Consider the following 23154-nt stretch of genomic DNA (forward strand, 5'->3'; position numbering starts at 1 on the left):
TTCACTTTTCTTTTAACTGCCATCAACTGACTTCCTTTCCAACCAGACGCTTAACTTCTTCAAAGCGTTTCTTGAAATCTGCCCGATGTTTCTCCCAAACCGCATCTGGCATTGGCCCACAGTTCGGACAAGGCTGAACAAACATCAAAGATCCACTGCCGCCTTTATCAACATAAGTGCCGTTGCATAATTTACACATTGCGTCTCCCCCTATTCGAGTAATAAGTCTAGTAAGCTTTCGTTTTCTTGCTTAGCTAACTTTCTCCGTATCTTTTCCTCTGGCATGTGAACCGGAAAGGTCATTTTATCGATGCGATCACTAATGCGGCCGGCAGGATAAGTGTTATCCAGCTCATCTATTTCGAGATTGCTGGTAAACAAAGTAATCTTTTTATTTTGAAGCCGGTAATCTAGAATTCTAGTAAGCGTCTCTTCCACCCAATCACTGGCCTTTTCAACGCCTATATCATCAAGCAGAAGCACCTTTACAGTCTTGGCGGCATCAATAATATCTGATGACTTCATGTTGCTATTGCCACCCATAGTGTTTTTAATTTCGCCTAACAAGTCAGCTGTAGGAGTATAAAAAACGGACAACGGATTTTCTTCTGTATCGTGTACTTGGAGCAAAGCATTTAGGATACTGCAGCCCAGTCTACTTTTGCCGCTGCCTTTCACCGAACTATAGAAGTAGAGCCCTTTTCCCTGCTGGGACAGCACATCGAACTTTTTTACAAAATTAGCAGCTATTTTCTTTGCCATGGCCGCTTTTTCTTTAGATTGCTGCTCAGAATAAAGATTAATATCAAAAGAATTAATCGTTACTTTTTGAAATTCTTCCGGTATCCGTGCCCACTTCACTTTTCTACTCAAGGCACGAATCTCTTTACATTGGCACCTTCTCATAAACTCTTTATTTTCTTGATGATCCTTAATCCATATAAGCCCTGTTCCATCACATTTCTTGTAGGGACAATCATCAGTAATCAACGTTAACGTCTCGTATCGTTCCCCCAGCAAGTCCTTTTTTTCTGGCCAATTCTTCGAGTCTTTCAGCTTCCGCGCGAGTGCTGGATTGCTCCGCTCCAACTGCTGTAGCAAGTTGCTCATCATTTCCATTCGCGATAACTCCCTTCTTATTTTTTAAGATCATTAACCCGCGTCTTGCTTCGTGTTCTTTTGTATTTCGAAGAATTCCTAACGTATACTGTTCGCGTTTATCATCATGCTGTTCAACGTGCTTCCAGAGGGCATAATGTAGTTGGTTTATACTGTACTTGCTCAACTTCTCAATGTGCTTAGCCAACAAAGCAGCTGAAATAGTGCAAGTTTGGCGGGTAAGGCGAATACATTCAAAATAAGAGATTAGTATTTTCTTAGACATACCAGCTGGCAAAGCGTTGGTTCGCAAAGCGAAATCAACAAAGATTTCCATATCGTCAGCGGAAGTTAAATTCATGCTTTTCACGTTCGCTTCGGTGATATATTCTTTTAATGTTTTATTGATGTTTATATTGCTGTTAATAATGCTGTTTATAAATGCTGTTATAGTATGTGGAATCTCATGAGGTTTCTCTTGTGTGTTCTCATGTGGATTCTCTTGTGGATTTTGATTTTTTGACATGCCTTCCTCCTTACTCCCACAAGGGTTTTCAGACTCTCCCTCATGTGGATTCTCTTGTGGTTCCTCATGTGGATCTCCTTGTGGATTCTCTTGTGGATTTTTTGACTCTTTTTTTACCTTTTCTTTCTGGTAAGTAGCCAGTGATTGAAACTCTTTATAATGGCAGACAGTGATCAGCAGCCCTCTTTTTTGTGGCAGTGTTTCCATCTGGATATAATTCATTCTTTCTAGCCGATCTAACGACCCTTTAATGATGTCTCTTGACCATCCAATTTCTTTCGATAGGTTAGTCAAGATAATGATTGTTTGACCGACTTCACAACGGGCAGAAGCAGCATAATTAGCTTCTTCCATTAGCATTTGGTAGAGCAGCTTGTCCTTTATAGTCTTAAACTGCAATCGGGGCTGGATGACGAACCCCGATGACGCTTCTATGACTTTTTCCAACCCCGATCACTCCTCAAAATTTTCTTTCACATTCAACAAATCCATTTGCAATCCTCAGAATTTTTCGATCCGGATAACTGGTACTCATATACCTTTTGATGTTTTGGAGGTACTCTGCGTTTGTAGAAGCTTTAGTTTTACACCAATCAGGAATGACTACTTTATAAAGAACATTGTTATTAAGCATCACAGGTCAAAAGGAAGATCCTCATCTCTAATTACAAAAGGCTCATTATCAAACTGCTGATTTCTCGTATTGTTGGTCATAGATTCTTTTGAATTTGCTCCTTTGGATGTGTGACTACGATCCTGTTGTTGAGGCGGCTTCTGTTGTCGCTGGTTTGAACCTTTTTCCACGACTGCAGCAAACATGATTTCAATAGCTTTCTTAATCATGGCATCTGTTCGATCCTGACCAGCTAACCACTCAAGATAGTCTTTATTTGATCGATAAATCTCCCCGAGTGTTTTTCCTTTGTGTTTACCAAATTTCAGCTTTATGGCGCCGGCATCCTGTGGTGTCATGGTTTCAATTTGTTCCTTTTGGAGATAACCTTGCATATCCTCCGCGTCCTGCGTAAACAATTCTGATAAACTGGCAATGGTTAGAGTGGCATCAATTTGCGCTCTCTTCTTGGCCATTTTCAAGCATGTATTAGCCATGGAATATGGATCTTGCTTCACATACTTTTTTTCACGAGTATTGCAATGCCCGACACCTTCCGTGATCTTCATTTCATTCTTATAAATTCGGCAGCACACAGTGAAAGCGAAAAAACCTTTATCATAATCCTGGATACGTTCAACCACTTCGTATTCGCTTGTGACACCAAAGAGCATTTGAATCTTTTCTGCTCCCGGTTTCAGCAATGTAGGCTTACTAGTACCAGGGATAATTCCATAATCATGATTTGCTTTTAATGTGTTTTGAACGACTAACTGAAATTGATTAATTTTGGCTAATGTATTCTGTACAGCACCTAAATCCACTGAATCAATCAGGGATAATGATGAATTTTGCTGGGAGGCTGCTAAGTTAGACATTCCTAGCTCGCCCCCTTTTTCAAGACATATATATTGATTAATTCTTCATACTGCTTAGATAACGTAACCAAATCATCATGCGAGCCAATGTGGGCTATTGCATGTGTTAAACCGATGTATGTCATATTTATTGCTTGACTATCGGCCATTTCTGGACAAATCTTTTTTGTATTTAAAAAAGATGATTTCAAGCAAATATTCATTATATTCACTCCCGCTTTACTGGCACTGTAGATCGTGTTACAATGACAGTAATTACATATTTGAATTTTTTTGACTCCTGCCGCTAACAGGGGTCTTTTATTTTGCTTGTTTTTCTATAGCGCCTAAGTGCGTGACCATATAATCACCTAAGTTGTGACTAAGAACGATTTCTCCGCCTGGCATGATGAAATATAAATCCTTAGTACATATTTCTTCACCAAACAAATCTTCAATCGGATGATCTGTCACCTTTTCAATATTCATCTAGTTCACCCTCTTTCTGATGGATGATGTCCATCGAGCCGACCAGGAAGGAAAATGAAGGGATGAAGGTGGATAGGAGGCCCTCCCGATCAGCTCGATGAGCACCAAAATAGTGCCCATCAGTTCAAAAGTGTGGTATACTTAAGTTGTCCAAGTACTTTCATGGCGGTAGGCTTTCCTAGAGCTTGCCGCTTTTATTTTTGATCTCTTTTGGTTTCTTCTGTTGCCAGGCACCAATAGTAGCCGAAGACGAATGATGTGAATATTCCTAACCCGATCAATATCTCTGTTTGCACGGTTCATCCTCCTAACCAATTCTGGCCACCCGTTCTGCTAAGATTCCTTGTTCTCTTAAACGCTGGACCACTTGTTCTAACTGCTGTCTGTTTTCGTTTGCTGCTTGTAACTTTTTCAGTTCTCTAATTGAATCTAGAAAGTCAAATACTGTCCGTTCAGCTTCCTCCAACTCTCCTTTAATCAAGCATTCTTCCATTCTGTAAATAAAACTGTGTGCACATCGTTTTTTTTTCGTTTCTATTGTCATTTTTCGTATTTCCTCGCTTTCAGACTGACTCTCCATTTTTGAAATGCTCGTTTCATAGAAAGTTCATTTTCCTTACAAAGAGCAGCGACTAGATTTGTCATACTGGCTGCCGCATCGAGTAATTCTCCTATTAACTCATTCATTTCTTCTTCCGGCCGTTGATCAGGCGGACTGAACCAACATGTTTTCTCCACCCGTTCAATAGCTTCGACTGTTTCTTTTTTTACTAGATGAGCCATGGCTGCGGCCCTTCTCTCAATCGCCGGTCCATCTAGAAAAGGCATACTCACGTACCCCGTTGTTTCTTGCCATGTTTCGAAATAAAACTGTGGGTCATCAAGCGCCCCCGAAATTCTTGGGTACATGTCCTTCGGAAAGTTTCGTGCACCTGTTTCATACTTAGCGATTGATTCTTTTGAAACTGGAATTTCTTCCATAGCAGCCAAGGACTTTTGAGAATGGCCTGTCCGCTGTCGGGCTTCCGCAATTTTCTGCCCAATTGTCATGCCATATTCCTCCTCTTTCCAGATTGTTTTTGTTCATCAAACCAGGAAAGCAAAAATGCTTCCGCCTGTTCAGCAGGAAAATACCATTTGCCTCCAAGCTTGAATTTTTCAAAGCGTGGATCAAAGAAGAATGTATTCTGGATTGTGTTCCAACTCATGCATGTTCGCCTTTTTAATTCTGCGGTATCCCAAAACACGAGATCCTTGCTCGCTTTCTCCAGCTTCTTTCGCACTTCTTCTCGGTAAATTTCTTGCAAAGCTTCTTCATCAACCGATACTTTAATCAAAGCGCTCCCCTCCCTTTTGTACTTGTTTATTTATTTTTGAAGTACATAAAATCTAGTAAACTTGTAATTAAGAAACACGACGAGGAATCCAGTTTTCTACATAACGAATAGCTGACTGCAGTTCCCGTTGCTTTACATCTTTATAGGAAGCAACAGCAAAGCGATCTTTGATTTCGCGGTAAATTTCACGGAATAAACTAGGCCGCTCGGCTGGATCGTCGCAAAGCTCATACACTTTTGAAGCAACTGCTTTTTGCAGACGTCTCTGTTCACCAGATGTGAGAGTGATCTGTTCTTCGACTTTTTGATCGATTTGAGTAACTAATTTTCGAATTTCATGCTGCTCTTCTTTGATTGCTTGAGTATCTTCAACCAGATCAGCAGTAGTACGAAGAACGGTAACCAACGCTTGATCTTTCGACATCGGTACAACGTTTTCGGATGGCATAAATGCTTTCGTTAAAACATCTTTTGCTTTCAACTGATAGGACACTACTTTGTTTCGAATGACTTCATCAGAGATGATGCCAGCGTTAATTTTCGCTAACCACAAGGGCATAAATTCGAGATCAATACAAAGTACATCTTGAACACCACTATTTGTAGGGAGTTGCATTTTTGCAATACCTTGAACCAGCACTGGATCGTCGCTTAGTTTCCTCGTTTGGTTTTGATATTGGCCTTCTGTTAGCTGCATTCCTTGGCAAACCCATTTAACGGCAGCATAGATTTTCTCGTTGTTCGCTTTGACGACCACAATTTCATCACCATCAAAGCGGACGGTTTTTTGTTCAACTAGTTGTAATTGATTCAATCTGATTCCTCCTTAGTGTCCCTCTCCTCCTGTGGTAATATTTTCATGGAAAGGGGGTGAGAAAATGTTAGAGACATTTAAATCTTTTTCTACAGTTGTAGTTACTTGGTTGAGTATTTTGTTGACAGTTTGGTTTGCCTACTATACTTTTCGTTATCAATCAACAACATCTGTGAAAAAGGAGCAGCTTTATAAAGTGTATTTGCCAATGTTCACTTTAATGGAACCATTTCTTTATAAAGAAACTAAAGATGTTGGCATTCACCAACTAAACAACTTGTTATCTAAATTAAATAAAATTTGTGAATCACATTATGAATTAGTTGATCCTCGAATCATTTCGTATATTAGAAAGATTAACCGTTCTATCCGTCATTCGGACTATGATGAAGTAGAGGTTAATAGAATGTATAAGAGACTTTGTTCAAAAATTGATTATGGTTTCGAATCTACAAGGAAACGGTTAGGTCTCCCAGTTAGGAATGTTTATTACAAGCTAGATGAAAATCAATACGAAGATAAATTAGACCTTGCTCATTACCTTTTTTTAATTACTTGGAAAGGACTCATCTTCATATTGATAATGCTATTCTTAACTAATTGGATAATTAATATAGCTTAATGCATTAGCATATAGATACCTGTAGCTACTATTAGAATGCCAACCCATTCTTTAAAAGACAGTCCTATAAACATAAAGTAAGGTCTCCCTTCTGAAAATATTTTTAGCCGCCGTTGCCGCGGTGGCTTTCTTTTCTAAATCTGCAACTCGTTTTTCAAGAGTGGTAATGCGTTGCTCTAAGCTCACTTGATCACTCCTTTTGTTAGCTGACTTCTTTCTTTTTCTTCGATTCGTATATTTTTTTCTCAAAAAAATTTTCAATCGGCTCCTCTAATATGTCAGCAATTTTGAAGAGCATATCAGCCTTCAGCATGCGTCTACCTAACTCATATCCATTGTAAGTTTGCACCGGAATACCTAGCTTCTCAGCAATAAACACTTGTGTAATCCCTTTAGATTTCCTAATTGTTCTTAAATTTTCATAAACTTTAATTTTTCTCACCCCCCAAAAATATACGAAATGAAGAACTTATAACTCCATATTAATTCTTCGTTTCGTATAAGTCAACCATTAAATATACTTTTCGTATAAAGATTTTATTCATATTGAAGAATATAGTACAATTTGGAATATACATAATGGAGGATAAAGCAATGACTTTAGGTGAAAGATTACGATCTTTAAGGGAGAAAGCTAACTTAACTCAAAAAGAATTAGCTTCCCGCTTAAAAGTTCCCAACCAAAACATTTCTAATTATGAGCGCGATTTTCGCCAACCTGATTATGAGACATTACAAAAGTTAGCCGACTTCTACGATGTGACTACAGATTATTTATTGGGCAGGACAAATACCCCCTCCCCACACCAAGATCTAGCTGCACACCGTTCAGATGACCATATGGATGACTTGCCAGAGGAAGCTATTCGGGCAATAGAGGAGTACAAGGACTATATCCGGCAGAAATATGGAAGAAAGAATAGGGACGGGGAGTTCTGATGCGTTCGATTGAAACATCGCAACTTCTCAAAGTTGCTCTAGATGAGGGAATAGTCATTGAATACTGGGACTTCCCCCCTCCCTTGGAAGCTGTGTATTTGTTTGAACCTGGTCTTCCTCCAAATATAGGTTTGTCAAAACGGATTTTAGAAACACCTGCTTATTTCCGGTGTGTGTTAGCTGAAGAGTTAGGTCATCACTTCACAACAGTTGGTCCTTGTATCTCTAGACAAACTATGAGTTACCACAAAAGGTTAAATGTGAGTAAAGTAGAATATAAAGCAATGAAGTGGGCGGCAGAGTTTTTAATACCTTTCAAAGACATTAAGAGAGCAGTATTGTGGGAGTGTTATTGGACTCAGCATCATCTTGCTGAATATTTCGATGTAACTTTGGAAATGATCAAATTCAGATTAGGACTTCCAGATGTAATTGAATTAGTTAAATACACAAAAGCTGCAAAATATGGATAAAAACACCCCTACACGCTATAGCGTGTCTTTATTTTAACTATTACATGGGATTATTTTCATAGTCTGTATATATTAATATTCAATGTAATAAGATGGTCGAAAGAAATTTCGATAGAGAGATCGGCGTTATATTTATATATTGCTGTTAACTAATAAGATTTACATTCTCATTTGCATATTCGACCTACATAAAAAGGTGGCTATTATGATTGATATTCTCCTAAATATAATGGTTTTGCCGATTATAGTCGTTATAGCAATTGTGTTTATAGCTCTAATATTAAAAGAAATTTTCTTATATTTTTTTAACAAATCAAATGAGTGGCGAAGAGAAAAAAGGATTAGTGAGAATCGGGGAAGATCTATTTACCGGCCGAAAGAAAAAAAGGAAACTCAGCAAGTACCCGTTTATAAAAATTGGGCAGTATGGCTATTTGTATTATTAGGGTTATTATGGATTCTTGGTACATTTGATTGAAAAAATAAACTAACTAACATAGGTATTTTTCTTCACAGCAAAAGATATTACAAAACGATTTAGTGTGAAGGAATTTAAAGTAATTTCAGTCAAGGCGGATGAAAATATCTGTATTACAACTAATACTATGCCATGCCATGCGTTTTGCTTTAACCATTGAACGATACTGGTTTCGCAGTCCGCTTGGATTAAGAAAAGGAGTGTAGGTACAATGAATCTTAAAGAAACGCTAGAAATGTTAAATAAAGTTGCTACCGATAATAAAGAACTCATAAAGAACGAAGAATCAACCAAGCAATTTTTGATCTTACCTCTGCTCAGAGGACTAGGATATGATACGTATAGCCCTCAAGAAGTGACACCAGAATTCACAGCAGATTTTCATAAAAAGAATGAGAAAGTAGATTATGCTATTTTTATAAACCGTGAACCAAAAATTTTTCTTGAGGCTAAGCCGGTAACGAGTAAAATTACTAAAAATGCTCCACAGTTAAGCAGATATTTCAGCACTTTTCCTAGTGTACGACTGGGAATCCTGACAAATGGGATAGAATATCACTTTTTCACTGATTTAAATAATGCTAACATAATGGATTCTAAGCCTTTTTTTGTTTTTAATATAACTAACTATAACGAAGAAGATTTCAGCTACTTGATTAAGTTTTCCAAAAATCTTTATGATTATGAAAGTATAAAAAATCTTGCTGAATCTATGATGTACTCCCAAGCCTTCAAATCAGTTATCAAAGAGATTTTTGAAAATCCAAATGATGATTTTATTAAGTTTGTGATAAAAGAAAGATTTAAATTTAAGGTCACTCAACAGTTTATAAATACTGCGCGTCCATTAGTTCAAAAATGCATTCAAGAATCTTTGGCTGAGATCATTAGCGAAAAATTCGATATTAACCAAGCAATGCAGGAGGCAGCTCCAGAAGTTGAAGAAGTATCACAAGTCGATAAGAAAGTCTATTATTCTATGGAAGAACTTGAATCGTTAGGTTCGTTCGAAGAATTTGGAGGCGTTAAGGTAGTACTGCCAAACTCTGAATCTTATAAAAAACTATTAAAGATACCTAAAGAAGAATATTCTGTAGAAAGAGGAAACCCTCTGAGCGACTTTTTTGTTTCATCAGTTCTTACACAAGGTAATACAATTGTTGGCTACTTGATTGGCCAATATTATAACCAACAAACTGATATTACACTATACACAGTTAAATCTAATGAAATTGCTAACTTCTTGAAAGAAAATCCGATAGTCAGAGAAACCGGATTTATTAATGCACGACTAGGCTTCCGAACAAATAAGATTACAAATGAAAAAACTTACTACTTGAAAAGTTGCCTATCCAACCTTTCGTTTAGAGACATCCCGAATCTTGTATCAAAGGTTGAAAATATCGATGAATTTTTTAATAGTATTCAATAGTTAATTTTCAGTTCTGAAAGTAATGTTGTCGCAGAGTTTCATATAAAAAGGTTATTTAGCCCTCTTTGGGCTTTTCTTTCACACATAAAAAGAACATACATTCGCACAAAAGGAGAGATTTAACATGATGTCTGAATTTGAAATGAAACGTTTAGAGAAGATGAGACGCGAAGCCTTAAAGAATCCCAGCAAGCACGAATGGATTAAAATACCGGTGTTCGAAAAAATTTATATGATCGGCGATGAATTGTATGGTGAATTTAAAGGAGACAAAACACCGAGGAGAGTAAAGGATTACACTATTGGTGCTTGCCGATCGAAGAAGGATTAACTTTTTTACCTTCTCGCAGAACGTACATTCTTTTTTATAAAACAAAGTTTAAAGCATTGGCTATGAAACTTGTATTTCTCCCAGAAGATTTCGGAAACTTCTAACCGCTATTTATGGCTATTGCCTATCTTTGAATATTAACTGTCCTTCTGACATGTAGCTATTAGTACACACTATAAAGCATATTTCTCACTGCGCATAGAAAGATCGTGACGACTGTACTTCCCCTCATCTTGAAGGTGTACAAGTTAACTACTACGCTTAAACTAAAAGGAGAATAGATATGGCGAGTTTTAAAAAGATTGGAAAAGAAAATTGGATGTTTCGCTTCAAATATAAAGATCCAATAACAGACAAACAGCGTGAAATAAAAAGACAAGGCTTTCGAACAAAACTGGAAGCCGTTAAAGCGTATGAAGAAATAAAGAGAAAGATTGACTTAGGCTTTGATTCCGCCAGCGATGAAAAGTTAGCGGAATTTCTGGACTATTGGCTAAAAGAATACAAAAGCGGAAAGGTCGCTAAAAATACGTATCGCATTCACGAGCGCAATATCAAAAATCATATTGTCCCTTACTTTCAAAATATCAAGCTGTCGGATGTAAGCCACGTCCTTTACCAGAAATTTATCAACCATTTGATCAAGCAAGGATACAGCAAGCGTACGGTTGAGATCATACATGGAACGATGTATAGCGCAATGAAAAAAGCACGGCGATTAAAGAAAATTCAAGACAACCCATGCGAGGATATTACGATCTATTCGGTAAAAGAGAAAAGAAAGAAAGATAACCCGACTGACTTAAAATTCATTCCGTATGAAAAAATCGATGACTTTTTAGAGGCAGCATTAATGGATAACCCAACTTACTATTTATTCTTTCGTTTTCTAATTGAAACCGGAATGCGTAAAGGCGAAGCGCTCGCTTTACAATGGAACTGCTTAAATCTAAATGAAAGCCGCATTAAGGTTGAACAAACACTGGATTACGAAGCAAAATCGGATGATGAACTGTTTGATGATACAAAGTCCTATCACTCTACTCGAGAGATACCTATCACAAAAAGATTGGCTGCGGAGTTAAAGACGCACAAAATACGGCAAAACGATCAAAAGCTACGTTTTAAGGATCATTACTATCACGACCTAAATTTGGTGTTTTGTCGCGAAGACGGCTCCCCTCTTTCAAAATCAACCTTGTTCAGTGCTTTTAGGAGAATCTTAAATAAATCCGGCCTTCCTAATTTAAGTATTCACAGCTTGCGGCATACACACGCAGTATTGATGCTAGAATCCAATGTAGAGATGAAATTCATCCAAGAGGCTCTTGGTCATAGCTCTATGCAAATTACTAGCGACGTATATTCTCATGTCAGCAAAAAAATTGAAACAGATGCTATTGAACGTTTTGAAAAATATACAGAAAATATTATATTGGGGGCAGAAAAGGGGCAAGAATCAAAAGGCTGACACTCCATATAATGTTTGCCCCCAAACAAAAACCCCTTAAAGCCAGATGGCTCAAGGGGTTTCACTATTAATACATTTGCATATATTGCTCGCGTTCCCACGGATGAACTTGTGTGCGGAACATATCCCATTCAATTTCTTTGGCTTCGATAAAGTGCTCGAGGATGTGTTCGCCAAGAGCAGCTTGAATCACTTCATCTTTCTTCAGCATGCGAAGAGCTTCTGCCAATGTACCCGGCAGGTCTTCTACACCCTCCCGCTCTCTTTCTTCTTCATTCATTGTGTAAATGTTGCGGTCTACTGCAGGCGGTGGCGTCATGGCGTTTTTGATGCCATCGAGACCCGCTTGCAGAAGGACAGCCATTGCCAAATATGGGTTCGCTGCCGGGTCCACGCTGCGCACTTCCACGCGCGTGCTCATGCCGCGTGCGGATGGAATACGAATCAACGGGCTGCGGTTTTGTCCGGACCAAGCAACATAACAAGGCGCTTCATATCCTGGCACAAGACGCTTATACGAATTGACCGTCGGATTAGTAATCGCTGTGAATCCTTTAGCGTGCTTGATTGTGCCCGCGATAAATTGGTAAGCTGTTTCACTCAACTGCAGCTCGCCTTTTTCATCATAGAAAGCATTTTTTCCTTCTCTAAATAACGACATATTGCAGTGCATGCCTGATCCGCTTACGCCGAACAGCGGTTTTGGCATAAAGGTTGCGTGTAAGCCATGCTTTCTCGCGATAGTTTTAACAACTAGCTTAAATGTTTGAATATCATCGCAAGCTGTTAAAGCATTGGCATATTTAAAGTCAATTTCATGTTGTCCTGGCGCCACTTCATGATGAGAAGCTTCAATTTCAAAGCCCATTTCCTCCAGCTCTAAAACAATATCGCGGCGGCAGTTTTCGCCAAGGTCCGTCGGCGCTAAGTCAAAGTACCCGCCATTATCGTTAAGTTCTAAAGTCGGCTCGCCGTTAGCATCCAGTTTAAACAAGAAGAATTCCGGTTCAGGTCCTAAGTTGAAGTTTGAAAAACCGAGTTCTTCCATTTCTTTTAACACACGCTTTAAATTGCTGCGCGGATCTCCAGCAAATGGTGTGCCATCAGGCATGTAAATATCACAAATCAAGCGGGCTACCTTGCCTTTTTCCGCTGTCCACGGAAATACAACCCATGTATCAAGGTCCGGATACAAGTTCATATCAGACTCTTCAATGCGCACGAAGCCTTCAATAGAAGAACCGTCAAACATCATTTTATTGTCCAGCGCTTTCGGCAATTGGCTCACTGGGATTTCAACGTTTTTAATCGTTCCTAAAATATCAGTGAATTGCAGGCGGATGAACTTAACATTTTCCTCTCTTGCTAAATTGATAATGTCTTCTTTTGTGTACTTGCCCATAAAAATAATTCCTCCTTATGATTTGGCACTATTTTAATGAAAATAACGAAATCGGTCTCCGGATGGGAGATCGTTTCGGTAAAAGCGACCGGCATTAATAAATTCCTTGCGCAACAACCTTCTGACTTCTTCGTCTGTAGAAACTTTTTTATCTTGCTCTAACTCGGCTTTTAACGGATTATGTACGCTCTCATCTTCCTTCAATAAGATCTTTTTGATTCCTGCCATGTTAATTCCTTCATCGAGCAGATCCTTAATTTCAAGCAAACGATCAATATCATATAAAGAAAAGAGCCGGCGATTGCCTGCAGTCCGTTCGGGACGAATCAGTTGATGTTCTTCATAGTAGCGTATTTGCCTGGCTGATAAATCGGTTAGTTTCATGACCGTTCCTATCGGGAATAGCGGCATAGAACGCCTGATTTTGCTGTTCATCAATGATTCCTCCTTTCTTCATGTCCTTTATTTTATACCCCGTCAACTTATATGTCAAACCCATGTTAGGTTTTCTTACATGAAAAATTTTCACAAAATGAATTTCGCTCCTATCTGCTTTTCTTTGCAGACAAATAAGGACAACACAAGCATTTTTCTATAACCATAAAAAAAGCTGCAAAAACATAAAGTGTTTTTGCAGCCTCGTTCTTACAATAGCTTTTTCTCAATTAAATGATTTAGCGCATAACATACAGCAATTTTTACATGTGAATAAGTGAGGCCCCCCTGCACATAGGCAGCAAACGGCGGGCGCAGCGGACCATCAGCAGAGAGCTCGATACTCGCCCCCTGAACAAATGTTCCTGCAGCCATAATGACATCGTCTTCATAGCCCGGCATGTAGCTAGGATAAGGCGTCACATGGGAATTAACCGGGGAAGCCTGCTGAATGGCCTGGCAAAAAGCAATCATCTTCTCCCGGTCGTCAAACTGAACCGCCTGGATAAGGTCTGTTCTTTTTTCATGCCATTTCGGAGTCGTATTCATGCCCATTTTTTCAAGCATCGCAGCAGTGAAAACCGCTCCCTTTAAACTTTCGCCTACAACGTGAGGGGCGAGGAAGAAGCCCTGATACATCTCTTGCAAGCTGTAGAGGCTGGCGCCCGCCTCTGCTCCAATCCCCGGGGAGGTCATCCGGTAAGAACAACTTTCCACATAATCGGCTTTTCCTGCTATGTAGCCGCCGGTTTTGGCAAGACCGCCTCCTGGGTTTTTAATTAATGAACCTGCCATCAAATCAGCGCCAACATGACAAGGCTCCTTCTCTTCTGTGAACTCCCCGTAGCAATTGTCAACAAAGACAATCACGTCACTTTTTACTTTCTTTACAAACTGAATCATTTCTTCTATATCCGTCATCGTGAATGAAGGCCGGACAGCATAGCCTTTCGAGCGCTGAATGCCGATCATCTTCGTATTCGGCTGAATGGCTGCCTCAATGGCAGCGTAATCCGGCCGGCCGCTCGCCCCCAGCGGAACACTGCGGTAGGAAATGCCAAATTCCTTGAGCGACCCCGTTCCCTTGCCGGAGATTCCGACAATTTCTTCCAGCGTATCATACGGATCACCCGTAATATAAAGCAGTTCATCACCTGGACGCAATATGCCAAATAAAGCAATGGAAATGGCATGTGTACCCGAAATAATCTGCGGGCGGACGAGGGCCGCTTCTCCGCCGAATACGTCGGCATAAATGTTTTCAAGCGTATCACGGCCGGTGTCATCATAACCGTAGCCGGTCGAAGGGGTGAAATGAAATTCGCTTACCCGATGCTTTTTGAAGCTTTCCAGCACACGGAATTGATTGAATTCAGCCGTTTTTTCGATCTTGCGATGCACTTCGGCAATTTGCGCTTCAGCCTCCTCGGCAATTGGCTGAATAGTTTGTCCTTGTGTTAATAATTCAAACATACCTGCTCTCCCTTTACATTATATGTATTTACTAATTTCCCCAGCAATCGGATGATCCTTAAAGGCAAATCCTTTCACTCGGTACACTTGCTCTTCTTCATCGAATAAGATGGAGTCTACAATCGTTTCTGTTTTTAGCTGGGCGAGCAGTTTGCCGGCAGAAGCCGGAATTCGCCCGTTATACGAAGTCATCTGCTCCCTGATCATCCTTTCGATTACTTCCTTCAGCTTTAAGCGATCCGCTTCATTCACCGCACTGATCAAGATGTTTGCAGAAGCGGAGGAAGGAACAAACTCTTCATGCTGGATATCCCTCTTATTATACACTGTCAGTTCAGGCAAATGATCCATTTCTAATTGCTCCAGCAGGCTTCGCACTGTCTCTTGATGCTGCATCAAATCAGGGTTTGCACTATCCACAACGTGCAGCAGCAAATCGGCTTCACTCACCTCTTCAAGTGTAGAGCGGAAGGCAGCGACCAGCGTTGTCGGCAAGTCTTGAATAAAACCTACCGTATCAGTTAAAATCGCTTGATAGCCGCTCGGCAAAACCAATTTGCGTGTTAAAGGATCAAGCGTGGCAAATAACTGGTTTTCCTCCAATGAATCAGCCGCCGTTAACCTGTTAAACAAGGTAGACTTTCCGGCATTTGTATAGCCGACAAGCGCAATTTGAAACGCCCGGTTCTTTTTGCGCCGGCTTCGATACCGTTCACGATGATGGACGATTGTATGCAGCTGCCGCTTAATTTCATCAATGCGCCGGCGAATATGGCGCCGGTCGCTTTCCAGCTTTGTTTCGCCCGGTCCCCTCGTTCCAATACCTCCGCCAAGACGGGAAAGGGCAGTTCCTTGTCCGGAGAGCCGCGGCAGCAAGTATTGCAGCTGGGCAAGCTCCACCTGCAGCTGTCCCTCTCTTGAACGGGCGCGCCGAGCAAAAATATCAAGGATTAATTGTGTCCGGTCAATCACTCTAGCCGAAAATTCCGCAGATAAATTTCTGATTTGGCTCGGAGACAGCTCGCCATTGAAAATAATCAGATCCGGCTCCAGCTCCTCTTCCAGCCTTTTTAACTCTTCCACTTTTCCTTTGCCGATGTAGGTGCCCGGATGAATGCGCTCTCTCTTTTGTGTGATCATCGCTAACGATTCGCCTTGCGCCGTTTCTATCAATGATTTTAATTCTTGCATGGAATATAAAAATTGTTCGGTATCATCGGTCAACTGACACCCGGCAAGGATCACTTTCTCTTTCTCCATTTTTGTCAATTAGTTTCCTTCTTTCCTTTATCATTTTCTTCCATCCATCTTACCAAAAACCAGACTAAAATACGAATTGCCGGGCATTCACTAATAAAAACAAATTTTTTTCCTCTTCTGAAAAGATAAGCTGGTTCTTTAGCCATTCCAATACTATAATAAATTGCCGGGAACACTTTCGTAAGGGGGAACTTCTGTGGAATTTACTTGGGATATTTTTACAGTTATCGGCACAATCGCATTTGCTATTTCCGGAGCGATTGTGGCAATGGAAGAAGATTACGATGTATTTGGAATATATATATTAGGCATGATTACGGCTTTTGGCGGCGGAGCTATCCGCAACTTATTAATCGGGGTACCTGTTTCCGCTTTATGGGAGCAAGGAGACTTTTTCCAGATCGCCCTCTTATCGATTACGGCGACTATTCTTTTTCCGCATAATATGCTTAAGCACTGGCCGGTATGGGGAAACTTCTTTGATGCGATCGGTTTATCCGCTTTTGCCGTGCAAGGTGCTTTGTATGCAGTCGGCATGAATCATCCGATCAGCGCCGTCATCGTAGCGGCAGTCCTGACCGGCAGCGGCGGCGGACTTGTGCGTGACCTGCTGGCGGGCAGGAAGCCTGCTCTTTTGCATAATGAAATTTACGGTCTGTGGGCTGCACTGGCAGGCCTGCTCATCGGACTGAGCATCACAACTGCACCCGTTGAGTTGATCATACTTTTTATAGCGATTACCGTTCTCCGGGTATTATCTTATAAATTAAAATGGAAGCTGCCAAAGAGGGAACTTCATCAATAAATGAGAAAAAGGGACCGTCCCGAAAAGTCATTTTTCATGACCTTTCGGAACAGCCCTTTTTCTTTATCAAAAAGCATTCAGCTGTACGCTTTCTGAAACAGTCAGTTCCGCTTCCGTGCATTCAAGAATTTCCTCTACCGAATATCCTTCGGCCACCTCCATAAGCTTCAGGCCGGCTGGCGTGACATCCATAACTGCTCTGTCTGTTATAATGCGCTGAACGACTCCTTTGCCGGTTAAAGGAAGCTGGCACTCTTTTAAAATTTTAGATTGGCCATGCTTATTCACATGATCCATAATCACAATCGTTTTTCGGGCACCATGAACAAGATCCATGGCTCCTCCCATTCCTTTGACCATTTTTCCGGGAATCATCCAGTTAGCCAAATCACCGCTTTGGGAAACCTCCATACCGCCCAAAATAGCCACATCAATATGGCCGCCGCGGATCATCGCAAAGGATTCAGAACTATCAAAGTAAGCCGCTCCGGAGATCGCTGTTACTGTCTCTTTTCCGGCGTTGATTAAATCGGCATCTACTTCTTCTTCCTTCGGATAGGGACCTATGCCAAGCAGACCGTTTTCTGACTGCAGTACGACTTCTTTGTTTTCCGAAATAAAGTTAGCAACTAATGTCGGCATTCCAATGCCTAAATTCACGTAATCGCCGCTTGCAATCTCCTTTTCTGCACGCCTTGCAATCTTCTCTCTTGTATCCATCCATATCCCTCCTTTATTGGCGAGTGGTTTTTCGTTCAATTCGTTTTTCCTGATCTCCCTGAATCAAGGCCTGCACGTAAATGCCTGGTGTATGAATATGATCCGGTTTGAGCTCTCCGGTTTCCACAATCTCCTCTGCTTCCGCGATCGTCACTTTTCCGGCAGCCGCAATCATCGGATTAAAGTTTCGGGCAGTTTTATTATAAAGAAGGTTGCCTTTCTTATCTGCCTTCCAAGCTCTCACTAAACTGAAATCGGCAGTTAAAGCTTCCTCAAGCAAATACTCTTTTCCGTTAAACTCCCGTACTTCCTTTCCTTCAGCAATAGGGGTTCTCACGCCGGCTGGTGTATAAAAAGCCGGGATGCCGGCACCGCCAGCCCGGATTTTCTCCGCCAGCGTCCCTTGAGGCGTTAATTCTACTTCTATTTCTCCTGCAAGCATTTGCCGCTCAAACTCTTTATTTTCTCCAACATAGGAACCAACGATTTTTTTAATCTGTTTATTCCTTAATAACAGCCCAAGCCCCCAGTCATCTACTCCACAGTTATTGGAAATGATCGTTAAGTCCTTCACTCCAGAGTCAGCAAGCGCTTTAATCAGGTTTTCAGGTATTCCGCATAAACCAAAGCCGCCAACCATCACCGTCATTCCGTCTTTAATGCCGGACACCGCTTCCTGAAAGCTCGTGTAGATTGTTTTCATCCCGTTTCCCTCCTTTTATTAAACAGGATTTACTCCATGTTTACGATCAGTGAACACCATATACTTAGACATATAGACATCGAGCCGGGCGGAAAGTTCCTCGCGAAGCCGGTTCGGTTCCACTACACCGTCAATGATTAACTCAGAGGCTAGGCGATAAATGTCAATGTCTTGCCGATATTCTTCTCTTTTTTCATTGATAAAGGCGGCGCGTTCTTCCTCTGGCAATGAAGCAATCTTATTTGCATAAACGGCATTAACTGCAGCTTCCGGCCCCATTACCGCAATTTGCGCTGTCGGCAGCGCCAAGCAGCAATCCGGCTCAAATGCCGGACCAGCCATGGCATACAAACCAGCCCCATAGGCCTTACGGACAATGACGGTCAGCTTAGGCACTGTCGCCTCACTCATGGCAAAAATCATTTTGGCTCCATGACGGATAATTCCGGCCTTTTCGACATTGGTGCCAATCATAAAGCCCGGCACATCGGCCAAGAATAAGAGCGGAATATGGAACGCGTCACACAAGCTAATAAACTTAGCCGCTTTATCAGCCGAATCATGAAACAGCACTCCCCCTTTTACGCGAGGCTGGTTGGCGATAATGCCGACCGGCTGTCCGTTGATCCGGCCCAGCCCGGTAATCAGTTCAGCGGCAAATAATTTCTTAATTTCACAGAAACTATCTTCGTCGACCAAGCGTTCAATCAACTGATGCATATCGAACGGGGCATTTTGATTTTTGGGAATAAGCTCTTCGATTGATTTTTCAAAAGCAGCCGGCATTTTGGGCTCTTGAGGAGACGGTTTCCCTGTGTAGTTATCAGGAAAATAAGTTAAATATTTTTTCGCATATTCAATCGCTTCTTCTTCTGTCTTAGCAAGCACATCCCCGCAGCCGGAAACTGAGCAGTGCATTTTCGCGCCGCCCATTTGTTCAAGCGTTACTTTTTCGCCAATAACCATTTCCGCCATGCGCGGCGATCCGAGATACATGGAAGCATTGCCCTCCACCATGACCACAATGTCACAAAAAGCAGGAATATAGGCTCCCCCGGCAGCGGAAGGTCCAAATAACAGACAAACTTGCGGCACTTTTCCGGATAATTTCACCTGATTATAAAAAATGCGGCCGGCTCCTCTGCGTCCCGGAAACATTTCCAGCTGATCGGTAATCCTGGCTCCCGCTGAATCGACAAGATAAAGCATCGGGCACCGCAGCTTTTCCGCTGTCTCTTGGATACGGATAATTTTTTCTACCGTTCTCTTGCCCCACGATCCTGCTTTCACTGTTGAATCATTGGCCATCACACATACTGTGCGCCCATTTATTTTTCCAACGCCCGTTACAACGCCATCTGCCGGCAAATCCCCGGCAAGCACGTTGGCAAATAATCCGTCTTCTGCCTCTAGCCCATTATCAAAAAGCAGCTGCAGACGGTTCCGGACGAACAGCTTGCCCTGCTCCTTGTTTTTCTCATGATATTTCTCCTGTCCGCCCGTTAAGACCGATTCCAGCTTTTCTTGGTAGTCTGTTTTTACTCCCGTTTCGTTCATTGCTGTCTCCTCACTTTCCTCTGTATGTTGGTGTCCGCTTCTCTGCAAATGCTTGCAGTCCTTCAAGCCTATCCTCTGTCGGAATAAGTGTGTTATACGCCAGCTTTTCAATTTGCAAACCTGTTGCAATGTCGGTCTGCATTCCGTGGTTAACTGCCGTTTTTGCCTGGAACAATGCAAGCGGCGCATTCACGGCCATCTCCTTCGCCAAATGAACAGCCGTTTCCAGCAAGCTTTCCGGAGAGGCAATATGTTCCACAAGACCAATTTGTTCCGCCTGATTAGAGGTAATCCGCCGGGCGGTAAAAATCAATTCCTTGGCTTTTCCAACTCCAATCAGCCGCGGCAGTCTTTGGGTGCCGCCGGCTCCCGGAATAATTGCGAGCGAGGTTTCGGTTAATCCCAATTTTGCATGGCTGGCTGCAATTCGGATATCACAAGCTAAGGCAAGCTCAAGCCCTCCTCCAAAAGCCGCCCCGTTGATAGCGGCGATGACTGGCTGCGGCAATGCTTCTACTTCATTGATCACTGAACCAATCAAGCCGACAATGTGCCGCACCTGCGCCTCGTCCATTCCCTTTCTTTCTTTTAAATCGGCACCTGCGCAAAACGCTTTTTCACCCGCCCCCGTCAAGATCACCACACGGATTTTCGGATCATTCTTCATATTGTAAAGAGCGTCGTGAAGGTCGTATAAAAGCTCTTTGGATAAGGAATTAGCGGCCTGTGGACGGTTGAGTGTCAAGACGGCAATCCCTTGCTCCAGCTTTTTTAATTGAACCGTTTCACCCACATGCTTCACCCTCTCTCTGCTTTGCGGTATAGTTCCAGTTGCCTGCTCGTTAACGATCTTCCAAGCAAGGATTCCATCAGCTCTCCGGCCTCAAGCAAACGCTCCATTTGAATCCCTGTTTCAATGCCCATCGCCTGGAGCATGTAGAGTAAATCCTCGGTCGCTACATTACCGGAGGCACCCTTGGCATACGGACAGCCGCCTAATCCTCCTAAAGAGCTGTCAAACGTATGAATGCCCATTTCAAGAGATTTTGAAATGTTCGCCAGAGCCGTGCCTCTTGTGTCATGAAAATGCATAGCAAGACGGTCATTAGAAAATTCAGGAATCAATACCTCCAGCAAGCGCTCTACATCCGGAGGTACAGCAACGCCAATCGTTTCGCCGAGCGACAATTCATCAATTCCCATATCAAACAACCGGGCGCTAATCTCTCTAACTTGTTCAGGCGAGATAGCACCTTCATACGGACAGGCAATAACGGTCGATAAATATCCGCGCACTGTTTTTCCAGACGCTTTCGCCTCGGTTACTACTTCTTTCAGCACCGGCAGCGTTTCGGCAATGGACTTGTTAATATTGTTTTTGTTATGTGACTCGCTGGCTGACATGAATACGCTGACTTCATCTACACCCGCGTCAAGCGCTCTTCGCAATCCGTGCCTATTCGGAACGAGGGCTGCATATGTAATGCCCGGCTTTCTCTGGATGGAAGAGAGAACCTCCGCAGCATCTGCCAGCTGCGGAATCCATTTTGGATGAACAAAAGAAGTGACTTCAATATAGGACAGCCCGCTTTCTGAAAGCCGGTCGATCCAAGCTGCCTTATTTTCTGTACTCACTTGATGCGGTTCATTTTGCAAACCATCGCGGGGCCCTACCTCTTTAATGATCACTTTTTCAGGAAGTTTCAAGGGATGTTCCTCCTATTCCACATCAACGAGGCGATCCGCTTCGTTGACAAAATCTCCTTCACTCACATGGATTTTTTGAACGGTGCCGTCTTCCTCAGCGGCAATAGGAATTTCCATTTTCATAGATTCTAAAATGACGACATCCTGGCCCGCTTTCACTTCTTCCCCTTCCGCTACAAGAACTTTCCATACGTTTCCTGCCATACTCGCTTGTACTGTTGCCACGGCTATCTCTCCTTTAATTCGTTGTTGTTAATTCCGGCAAATAATATTGGTTCACAAAATCAGTCGTTGTGATCCCTGCTAAAAACTGCTGATGGCTGATGACTTTTCTCAGCATCGGCAAATTCGTTTTAATGCCTTCAATTTTATATTCATCCAACGCTTTTTGCATGCGGCGGCACGCTTCCTCCCTTGTCGGTCCCCACGCAATCAGCTTGCCGATCATCGGATCATAAAAAGGGGTAACGGCGGAGCCTGATTCAACCGCACATTCATGGCGGATTCCTTCCCCTTCCGGCAACTCCAGCGCAGTAATTTGTCCCGGTGAAGGGAAGAACGTTTTCGGATCCTCTGCATAAATGCGCACTTCAATTGCATGCCCGCTGCGCTTTACTTCCTCGCGTGTCAATTGCAGCTTCTCGCCGGCTGCCACTTTTAGTTGCTGTTCTACAAGATCAAGGCCGGTGATTTCCTCTGTGACTGGATGTTCCACCTGCAGGCGGGTGTTCATTTCAAGAAAATAAAAGTTTTCTTCTTTATCAACTAAAAACTCAATCGTTCCTGCATTCGTATAGTCAATATGATGGGCTGCCTTTACTGCGGCATCCAGCATTTTCGTTCTCGTTTCTTCACTGATAAATGGTGAGACAGCCTCTTCTACTACTTTCTGGTTGCGGCGCTGAATCGAGCATTCCCGCTCCCAGAGAGGGATGATATGGCCATGGCTATCTGCAAGTATCTGTACTTCCACATGGTGAGGCTCTTGAATATACTTTTCCAAAAACATATCGCCGTTGCCAAAGAATGATTCTGCTCTTTTTTTGTTGCCTGCAAAAGCCTTCACCAGTTCTTCTTCGGAATGAACCAGCTGCATTCCAATACCGCCGCCGCCTGCTGACGCCTTCAGCATAAGCGGGTAGCCGACAGACTCCGCTGCTGCTTTTGCCTCCTCTTCATCCTGGAGAGCAACGTTGATCCCTTCAATAATCGGAACACCTGCCTGCTTCATTGTTTTCCGCGCTTCAATTTTGCTGCCCATCGCAGCTAGAATCGCCGGCGCAGGACCAATAAAGGCCAGCCCCTCATCCAAGCACTTTTGCGCAAAAGACGCATTCTCTGACAATAAGCCATAGCCCGGGTGAACAGCCTCTGCCCCGCTTTTCTTAGCGATGCGTATCATTTCATCAGCGTTTAAATAACTGAGATTCACCTGGGGCTTGCCGATGCAGTACGCTTCGTCTGCCTCCCGGACAAACAAAGCGTTCTCATCTGCCTCGGAATAAACCGCTACCGTTTTTACTCCCATCTGTTTACATGTACGAATAATACGCGAGGCAATTTCGCCGCGGTTAGCAATTAATATTTTAGAAAACAACTGGATCGCTCCCTC

The 23154-nt window shown here is 42.3% G+C and carries 30 protein-coding genes; 8 read left to right on the forward strand and 22 right to left on the reverse strand.

Features of this window, described 5'->3' with window-relative positions; genetic code table 11:
• Positions 1 to 22: 22 nt before the first annotated feature.
• From BBA02S_RS20545 to BBA02S_RS20550, 9 genes are all read right to left on the reverse strand, one after another.
• Complete coding sequence (locus BBA02S_RS20545) at positions 23 to 199, reverse strand: hypothetical protein (protein ID WP_156141411.1); 177 nt, start codon at positions 197 to 199, stop codon at positions 23 to 25.
• A gap of 11 nt (positions 200 to 210) precedes the next feature.
• Positions 211 to 990 carry an ATP-binding protein gene (locus BBA02S_RS04525; protein ID WP_041113133.1) on the reverse strand — a complete coding sequence of 260 codons (780 nt, stop codon included), beginning with the start codon at positions 988 to 990 and terminating at the stop codon, positions 211 to 213.
• A complete protein-coding gene (locus BBA02S_RS20950) occupies positions 980 to 2071 on the reverse strand; it encodes a hypothetical protein (RefSeq protein ID WP_052477227.1) in 1092 nt (363 codons plus the stop codon). Before BBA02S_RS20950 ends, BBA02S_RS04525 begins: the two co-directional genes overlap by 11 nt.
• A 186-nt stretch (positions 2072 to 2257) precedes the next feature.
• A complete protein-coding gene (locus BBA02S_RS04535) occupies positions 2258 to 3115 on the reverse strand; it encodes an exodeoxyribonuclease X C-terminal domain-containing protein (protein ID WP_041113132.1) in 858 nt (285 codons plus the stop codon).
• Positions 3116 to 3415: 300 nt separating this feature from the next.
• Positions 3416 to 3583, reverse strand: coding sequence for a YqaI family protein (locus BBA02S_RS20170; protein WP_082040163.1), 168 nt, complete (start codon positions 3581 to 3583; stop codon positions 3416 to 3418).
• 307 nt (positions 3584 to 3890) lie between these two features.
• On the reverse strand, positions 3891 to 4127 hold the full coding sequence (locus BBA02S_RS04545; RefSeq protein ID WP_041113130.1) for a hypothetical protein: 237 nt from the start codon (positions 4125 to 4127) through the stop codon (positions 3891 to 3893).
• Positions 4124 to 4633, reverse strand: a complete 510-nt coding sequence (locus BBA02S_RS04550; protein ID WP_041100192.1) for a helix-turn-helix domain-containing protein — start codon at positions 4631 to 4633, stop codon at positions 4124 to 4126. The genes BBA02S_RS04545 and BBA02S_RS04550 overlap by 4 nt, the downstream gene beginning before the upstream one ends.
• Positions 4630 to 4920, reverse strand: coding sequence for a group-specific protein (locus tag BBA02S_RS04555; RefSeq protein ID WP_041100190.1), 291 nt, complete (start codon positions 4918 to 4920; stop codon positions 4630 to 4632). Before BBA02S_RS04555 ends, BBA02S_RS04550 begins: the two co-directional genes overlap by 4 nt.
• Before the next feature lie 67 nt (positions 4921 to 4987).
• Positions 4988 to 5734 (reverse strand): phage antirepressor N-terminal domain-containing protein, encoded by a 747-nt coding sequence (locus BBA02S_RS20550; RefSeq protein ID WP_052477226.1) that lies wholly within the window; start codon positions 5732 to 5734, stop codon positions 4988 to 4990.
• A gap of 64 nt (positions 5735 to 5798) precedes the next feature.
• Here BBA02S_RS20550 and BBA02S_RS04565 point away from each other — a divergent pair, with 64 nt between their 5' ends.
• Positions 5799 to 6356 (forward strand): hypothetical protein, encoded by a 558-nt coding sequence (locus tag BBA02S_RS04565; protein ID WP_041113129.1) that lies wholly within the window; start codon positions 5799 to 5801, stop codon positions 6354 to 6356.
• 51 nt (positions 6357 to 6407) lie between these two features.
• On the opposite strand, the gene BBA02S_RS21235 is transcribed toward BBA02S_RS04565, so the two are convergent.
• Both BBA02S_RS21235 and BBA02S_RS04570 read right to left on the reverse strand, forming a co-directional pair.
• Positions 6408 to 6542 (reverse strand): hypothetical protein, encoded by a 135-nt coding sequence (locus BBA02S_RS21235; protein ID WP_255211742.1) that lies wholly within the window; start codon positions 6540 to 6542, stop codon positions 6408 to 6410.
• A gap of 16 nt (positions 6543 to 6558) precedes the next feature.
• A complete protein-coding gene (locus tag BBA02S_RS04570) occupies positions 6559 to 6798 on the reverse strand; it encodes a helix-turn-helix domain-containing protein (RefSeq protein WP_041100184.1) in 240 nt (79 codons plus the stop codon).
• A gap of 152 nt (positions 6799 to 6950) precedes the next feature.
• Here BBA02S_RS04570 and BBA02S_RS20180 point away from each other — a divergent pair, with 152 nt between their 5' ends.
• From BBA02S_RS20180 to BBA02S_RS04600, 6 genes are all read left to right on the forward strand, one after another.
• Entirely contained in the window at positions 6951 to 7295 is a 345-nt protein-coding gene (locus BBA02S_RS20180; protein ID WP_041100183.1) for a helix-turn-helix domain-containing protein, read from the forward strand.
• A complete protein-coding gene (locus tag BBA02S_RS04580; RefSeq protein ID WP_052475272.1) occupies positions 7295 to 7768 on the forward strand; it encodes an ImmA/IrrE family metallo-endopeptidase in 474 nt (157 codons plus the stop codon). The genes BBA02S_RS20180 and BBA02S_RS04580 overlap by 1 nt, the downstream gene beginning before the upstream one ends.
• A gap of 205 nt (positions 7769 to 7973) precedes the next feature.
• Positions 7974 to 8246 carry a hypothetical protein gene (locus BBA02S_RS04585; RefSeq protein WP_041100180.1) on the forward strand — a complete coding sequence of 91 codons (273 nt, stop codon included), beginning with the start codon at positions 7974 to 7976 and terminating at the stop codon, positions 8244 to 8246.
• 211 nt (positions 8247 to 8457) lie between these two features.
• Positions 8458 to 9678, forward strand: coding sequence for a type I restriction endonuclease (locus tag BBA02S_RS04590; protein WP_041100178.1), 1221 nt, complete (start codon positions 8458 to 8460; stop codon positions 9676 to 9678).
• A gap of 124 nt (positions 9679 to 9802) precedes the next feature.
• Positions 9803 to 10009 (forward strand): hypothetical protein, encoded by a 207-nt coding sequence (locus BBA02S_RS04595; RefSeq protein WP_041100177.1) that lies wholly within the window; start codon positions 9803 to 9805, stop codon positions 10007 to 10009.
• Between the two features lie 283 nt (positions 10010 to 10292).
• The gene (locus BBA02S_RS04600; RefSeq protein ID WP_041113128.1) at positions 10293 to 11480 is read left to right on the forward strand and encodes a tyrosine-type recombinase/integrase; all 1188 of its coding nucleotides are present in this window, start codon (positions 10293 to 10295) and stop codon (positions 11478 to 11480) included.
• 67 nt (positions 11481 to 11547) lie between these two features.
• Here BBA02S_RS04600 and glnA read toward each other — a convergent pair whose 3' ends face one another.
• The 4 genes from glnA to hflX form a co-directional block, all read right to left on the reverse strand.
• Positions 11548 to 12882 (reverse strand): type I glutamate--ammonia ligase, encoded by a 1335-nt coding sequence (gene glnA / locus BBA02S_RS04605; RefSeq protein WP_041100173.1) that lies wholly within the window; start codon positions 12880 to 12882, stop codon positions 11548 to 11550.
• Positions 12883 to 12915: 33 nt separating this feature from the next.
• On the reverse strand, positions 12916 to 13317 hold the full coding sequence (locus BBA02S_RS04610; protein WP_041100172.1) for a MerR family transcriptional regulator: 402 nt from the start codon (positions 13315 to 13317) through the stop codon (positions 12916 to 12918).
• A 210-nt stretch (positions 13318 to 13527) separates the two neighbouring features.
• Positions 13528 to 14790 carry a methionine gamma-lyase family protein gene (locus tag BBA02S_RS04615; protein ID WP_041100170.1) on the reverse strand — a complete coding sequence of 421 codons (1263 nt, stop codon included), beginning with the start codon at positions 14788 to 14790 and terminating at the stop codon, positions 13528 to 13530.
• An 18-nt stretch (positions 14791 to 14808) separates the two neighbouring features.
• Entirely contained in the window at positions 14809 to 16050 is a 1242-nt protein-coding gene (gene hflX, locus BBA02S_RS04620) for a GTPase HflX (RefSeq protein ID WP_041100356.1), read from the reverse strand.
• A 196-nt stretch (positions 16051 to 16246) separates the two neighbouring features.
• Here hflX and BBA02S_RS04625 point away from each other — a divergent pair, with 196 nt between their 5' ends.
• Entirely contained in the window at positions 16247 to 16855 is a 609-nt protein-coding gene (locus BBA02S_RS04625; RefSeq protein WP_041113127.1) for a trimeric intracellular cation channel family protein, read from the forward strand.
• Positions 16856 to 16921: 66 nt separating this feature from the next.
• Here BBA02S_RS04625 and BBA02S_RS04630 read toward each other — a convergent pair whose 3' ends face one another.
• The 7 genes from BBA02S_RS04630 to BBA02S_RS04660 are packed head-to-tail and all read right to left on the reverse strand — an operon-like array spanning position 16922 to position 23139.
• Positions 16922 to 17575 carry a CoA transferase subunit B gene (locus BBA02S_RS04630; RefSeq protein ID WP_041113126.1) on the reverse strand — a complete coding sequence of 218 codons (654 nt, stop codon included), beginning with the start codon at positions 17573 to 17575 and terminating at the stop codon, positions 16922 to 16924.
• Positions 17576 to 17588: 13 nt separating this feature from the next.
• Entirely contained in the window at positions 17589 to 18278 is a 690-nt protein-coding gene (locus BBA02S_RS04635) for a CoA transferase subunit A (RefSeq protein ID WP_041113125.1), read from the reverse strand.
• Between the two features lie 18 nt (positions 18279 to 18296).
• Positions 18297 to 19835 (reverse strand): acyl-CoA carboxylase subunit beta, encoded by a 1539-nt coding sequence (locus tag BBA02S_RS04640; RefSeq protein ID WP_041113124.1) that lies wholly within the window; start codon positions 19833 to 19835, stop codon positions 18297 to 18299.
• Between the two features lie 10 nt (positions 19836 to 19845).
• Positions 19846 to 20628, reverse strand: a complete 783-nt coding sequence (locus tag BBA02S_RS04645; protein ID WP_041113197.1) for an enoyl-CoA hydratase — start codon at positions 20626 to 20628, stop codon at positions 19846 to 19848.
• A gap of 5 nt (positions 20629 to 20633) precedes the next feature.
• Positions 20634 to 21542 carry a hydroxymethylglutaryl-CoA lyase gene (locus BBA02S_RS04650; protein WP_041100160.1) on the reverse strand — a complete coding sequence of 303 codons (909 nt, stop codon included), beginning with the start codon at positions 21540 to 21542 and terminating at the stop codon, positions 20634 to 20636.
• A 12-nt stretch (positions 21543 to 21554) separates the two neighbouring features.
• Entirely contained in the window at positions 21555 to 21767 is a 213-nt protein-coding gene (locus BBA02S_RS04655) for an acetyl-CoA carboxylase biotin carboxyl carrier protein subunit (RefSeq protein ID WP_082028222.1), read from the reverse strand.
• A 13-nt stretch (positions 21768 to 21780) separates the two neighbouring features.
• On the reverse strand, positions 21781 to 23139 hold the full coding sequence (locus BBA02S_RS04660) for an acetyl-CoA carboxylase biotin carboxylase subunit (RefSeq protein ID WP_041100158.1): 1359 nt from the start codon (positions 23137 to 23139) through the stop codon (positions 21781 to 21783).
• Positions 23140 to 23154 lie beyond the last annotated feature (15 nt).

The organism is Bacillus badius NBRC 15713 (genome assembly GCF_001591605.1).
GTDB classification, from domain to species: domain Bacteria; phylum Bacillota; class Bacilli; order Bacillales; family Domibacillaceae; genus Pseudobacillus; species Pseudobacillus badius.

Excerpts from the sequence above, each read along its gene's own strand:
- BBA02S_RS04615 (WP_041100170.1), bottom strand. The coding sequence starts at position 14,790 with ATGTTTGAATTATTAACACAAGGACAAACTATTCAGCCAATTGCCGAG.
- BBA02S_RS20545 (WP_156141411.1), bottom strand. The coding sequence starts at position 199 with ATGTGTAAATTATGCAACGGCACTTATGTTGATAAAGGCGGCAGTGGA.
- BBA02S_RS04630 (WP_041113126.1), bottom strand. The coding sequence starts at position 17,575 with ATGGATACAAGAGAGAAGATTGCAAGGCGTGCAGAAAAGGAGATTGCA.
- BBA02S_RS20170 (WP_082040163.1), bottom strand. The coding sequence starts at position 3,583 with ATGAATATTGAAAAGGTGACAGATCATCCGATTGAAGATTTGTTTGGT.
- BBA02S_RS04610 (WP_041100172.1), bottom strand. The coding sequence starts at position 13,317 with ATGAACAGCAAAATCAGGCGTTCTATGCCGCTATTCCCGATAGGAACG.
- glnA (WP_041100173.1), bottom strand. The coding sequence starts at position 12,882 with ATGGGCAAGTACACAAAAGAAGACATTATCAATTTAGCAAGAGAGGAA.
- BBA02S_RS04585 (WP_041100180.1), top strand. The coding sequence starts at position 7,974 with ATGATTGATATTCTCCTAAATATAATGGTTTTGCCGATTATAGTCGTT.
- BBA02S_RS04600 (WP_041113128.1), top strand. The coding sequence starts at position 10,293 with ATGGCGAGTTTTAAAAAGATTGGAAAAGAAAATTGGATGTTTCGCTTC.
- BBA02S_RS04545 (WP_041113130.1), bottom strand. The coding sequence starts at position 4,127 with ATGACAATAGAAACGAAAAAAAAACGATGTGCACACAGTTTTATTTAC.
- BBA02S_RS04590 (WP_041100178.1), top strand. The coding sequence starts at position 8,458 with ATGAATCTTAAAGAAACGCTAGAAATGTTAAATAAAGTTGCTACCGAT.
- BBA02S_RS04640 (WP_041113124.1), bottom strand. The coding sequence starts at position 19,835 with ATGAACGAAACGGGAGTAAAAACAGACTACCAAGAAAAGCTGGAATCG.
- BBA02S_RS04635 (WP_041113125.1), bottom strand. The coding sequence starts at position 18,278 with ATGAAAACAATCTACACGAGCTTTCAGGAAGCGGTGTCCGGCATTAAA.
- BBA02S_RS04535 (WP_041113132.1), bottom strand. The coding sequence starts at position 3,115 with ATGTCTAACTTAGCAGCCTCCCAGCAAAATTCATCATTATCCCTGATT.
- BBA02S_RS20180 (WP_041100183.1), top strand. The coding sequence starts at position 6,951 with ATGACTTTAGGTGAAAGATTACGATCTTTAAGGGAGAAAGCTAACTTA.
- hflX (WP_041100356.1), bottom strand. The coding sequence starts at position 16,050 with ATGGAGAAAGAGAAAGTGATCCTTGCCGGGTGTCAGTTGACCGATGAT.
- BBA02S_RS04580 (WP_052475272.1), top strand. The coding sequence starts at position 7,295 with ATGCGTTCGATTGAAACATCGCAACTTCTCAAAGTTGCTCTAGATGAG.
- BBA02S_RS04565 (WP_041113129.1), top strand. The coding sequence starts at position 5,799 with ATGTTAGAGACATTTAAATCTTTTTCTACAGTTGTAGTTACTTGGTTG.
- BBA02S_RS04550 (WP_041100192.1), bottom strand. The coding sequence starts at position 4,633 with ATGACAATTGGGCAGAAAATTGCGGAAGCCCGACAGCGGACAGGCCAT.
- BBA02S_RS04595 (WP_041100177.1), top strand. The coding sequence starts at position 9,803 with ATGATGTCTGAATTTGAAATGAAACGTTTAGAGAAGATGAGACGCGAA.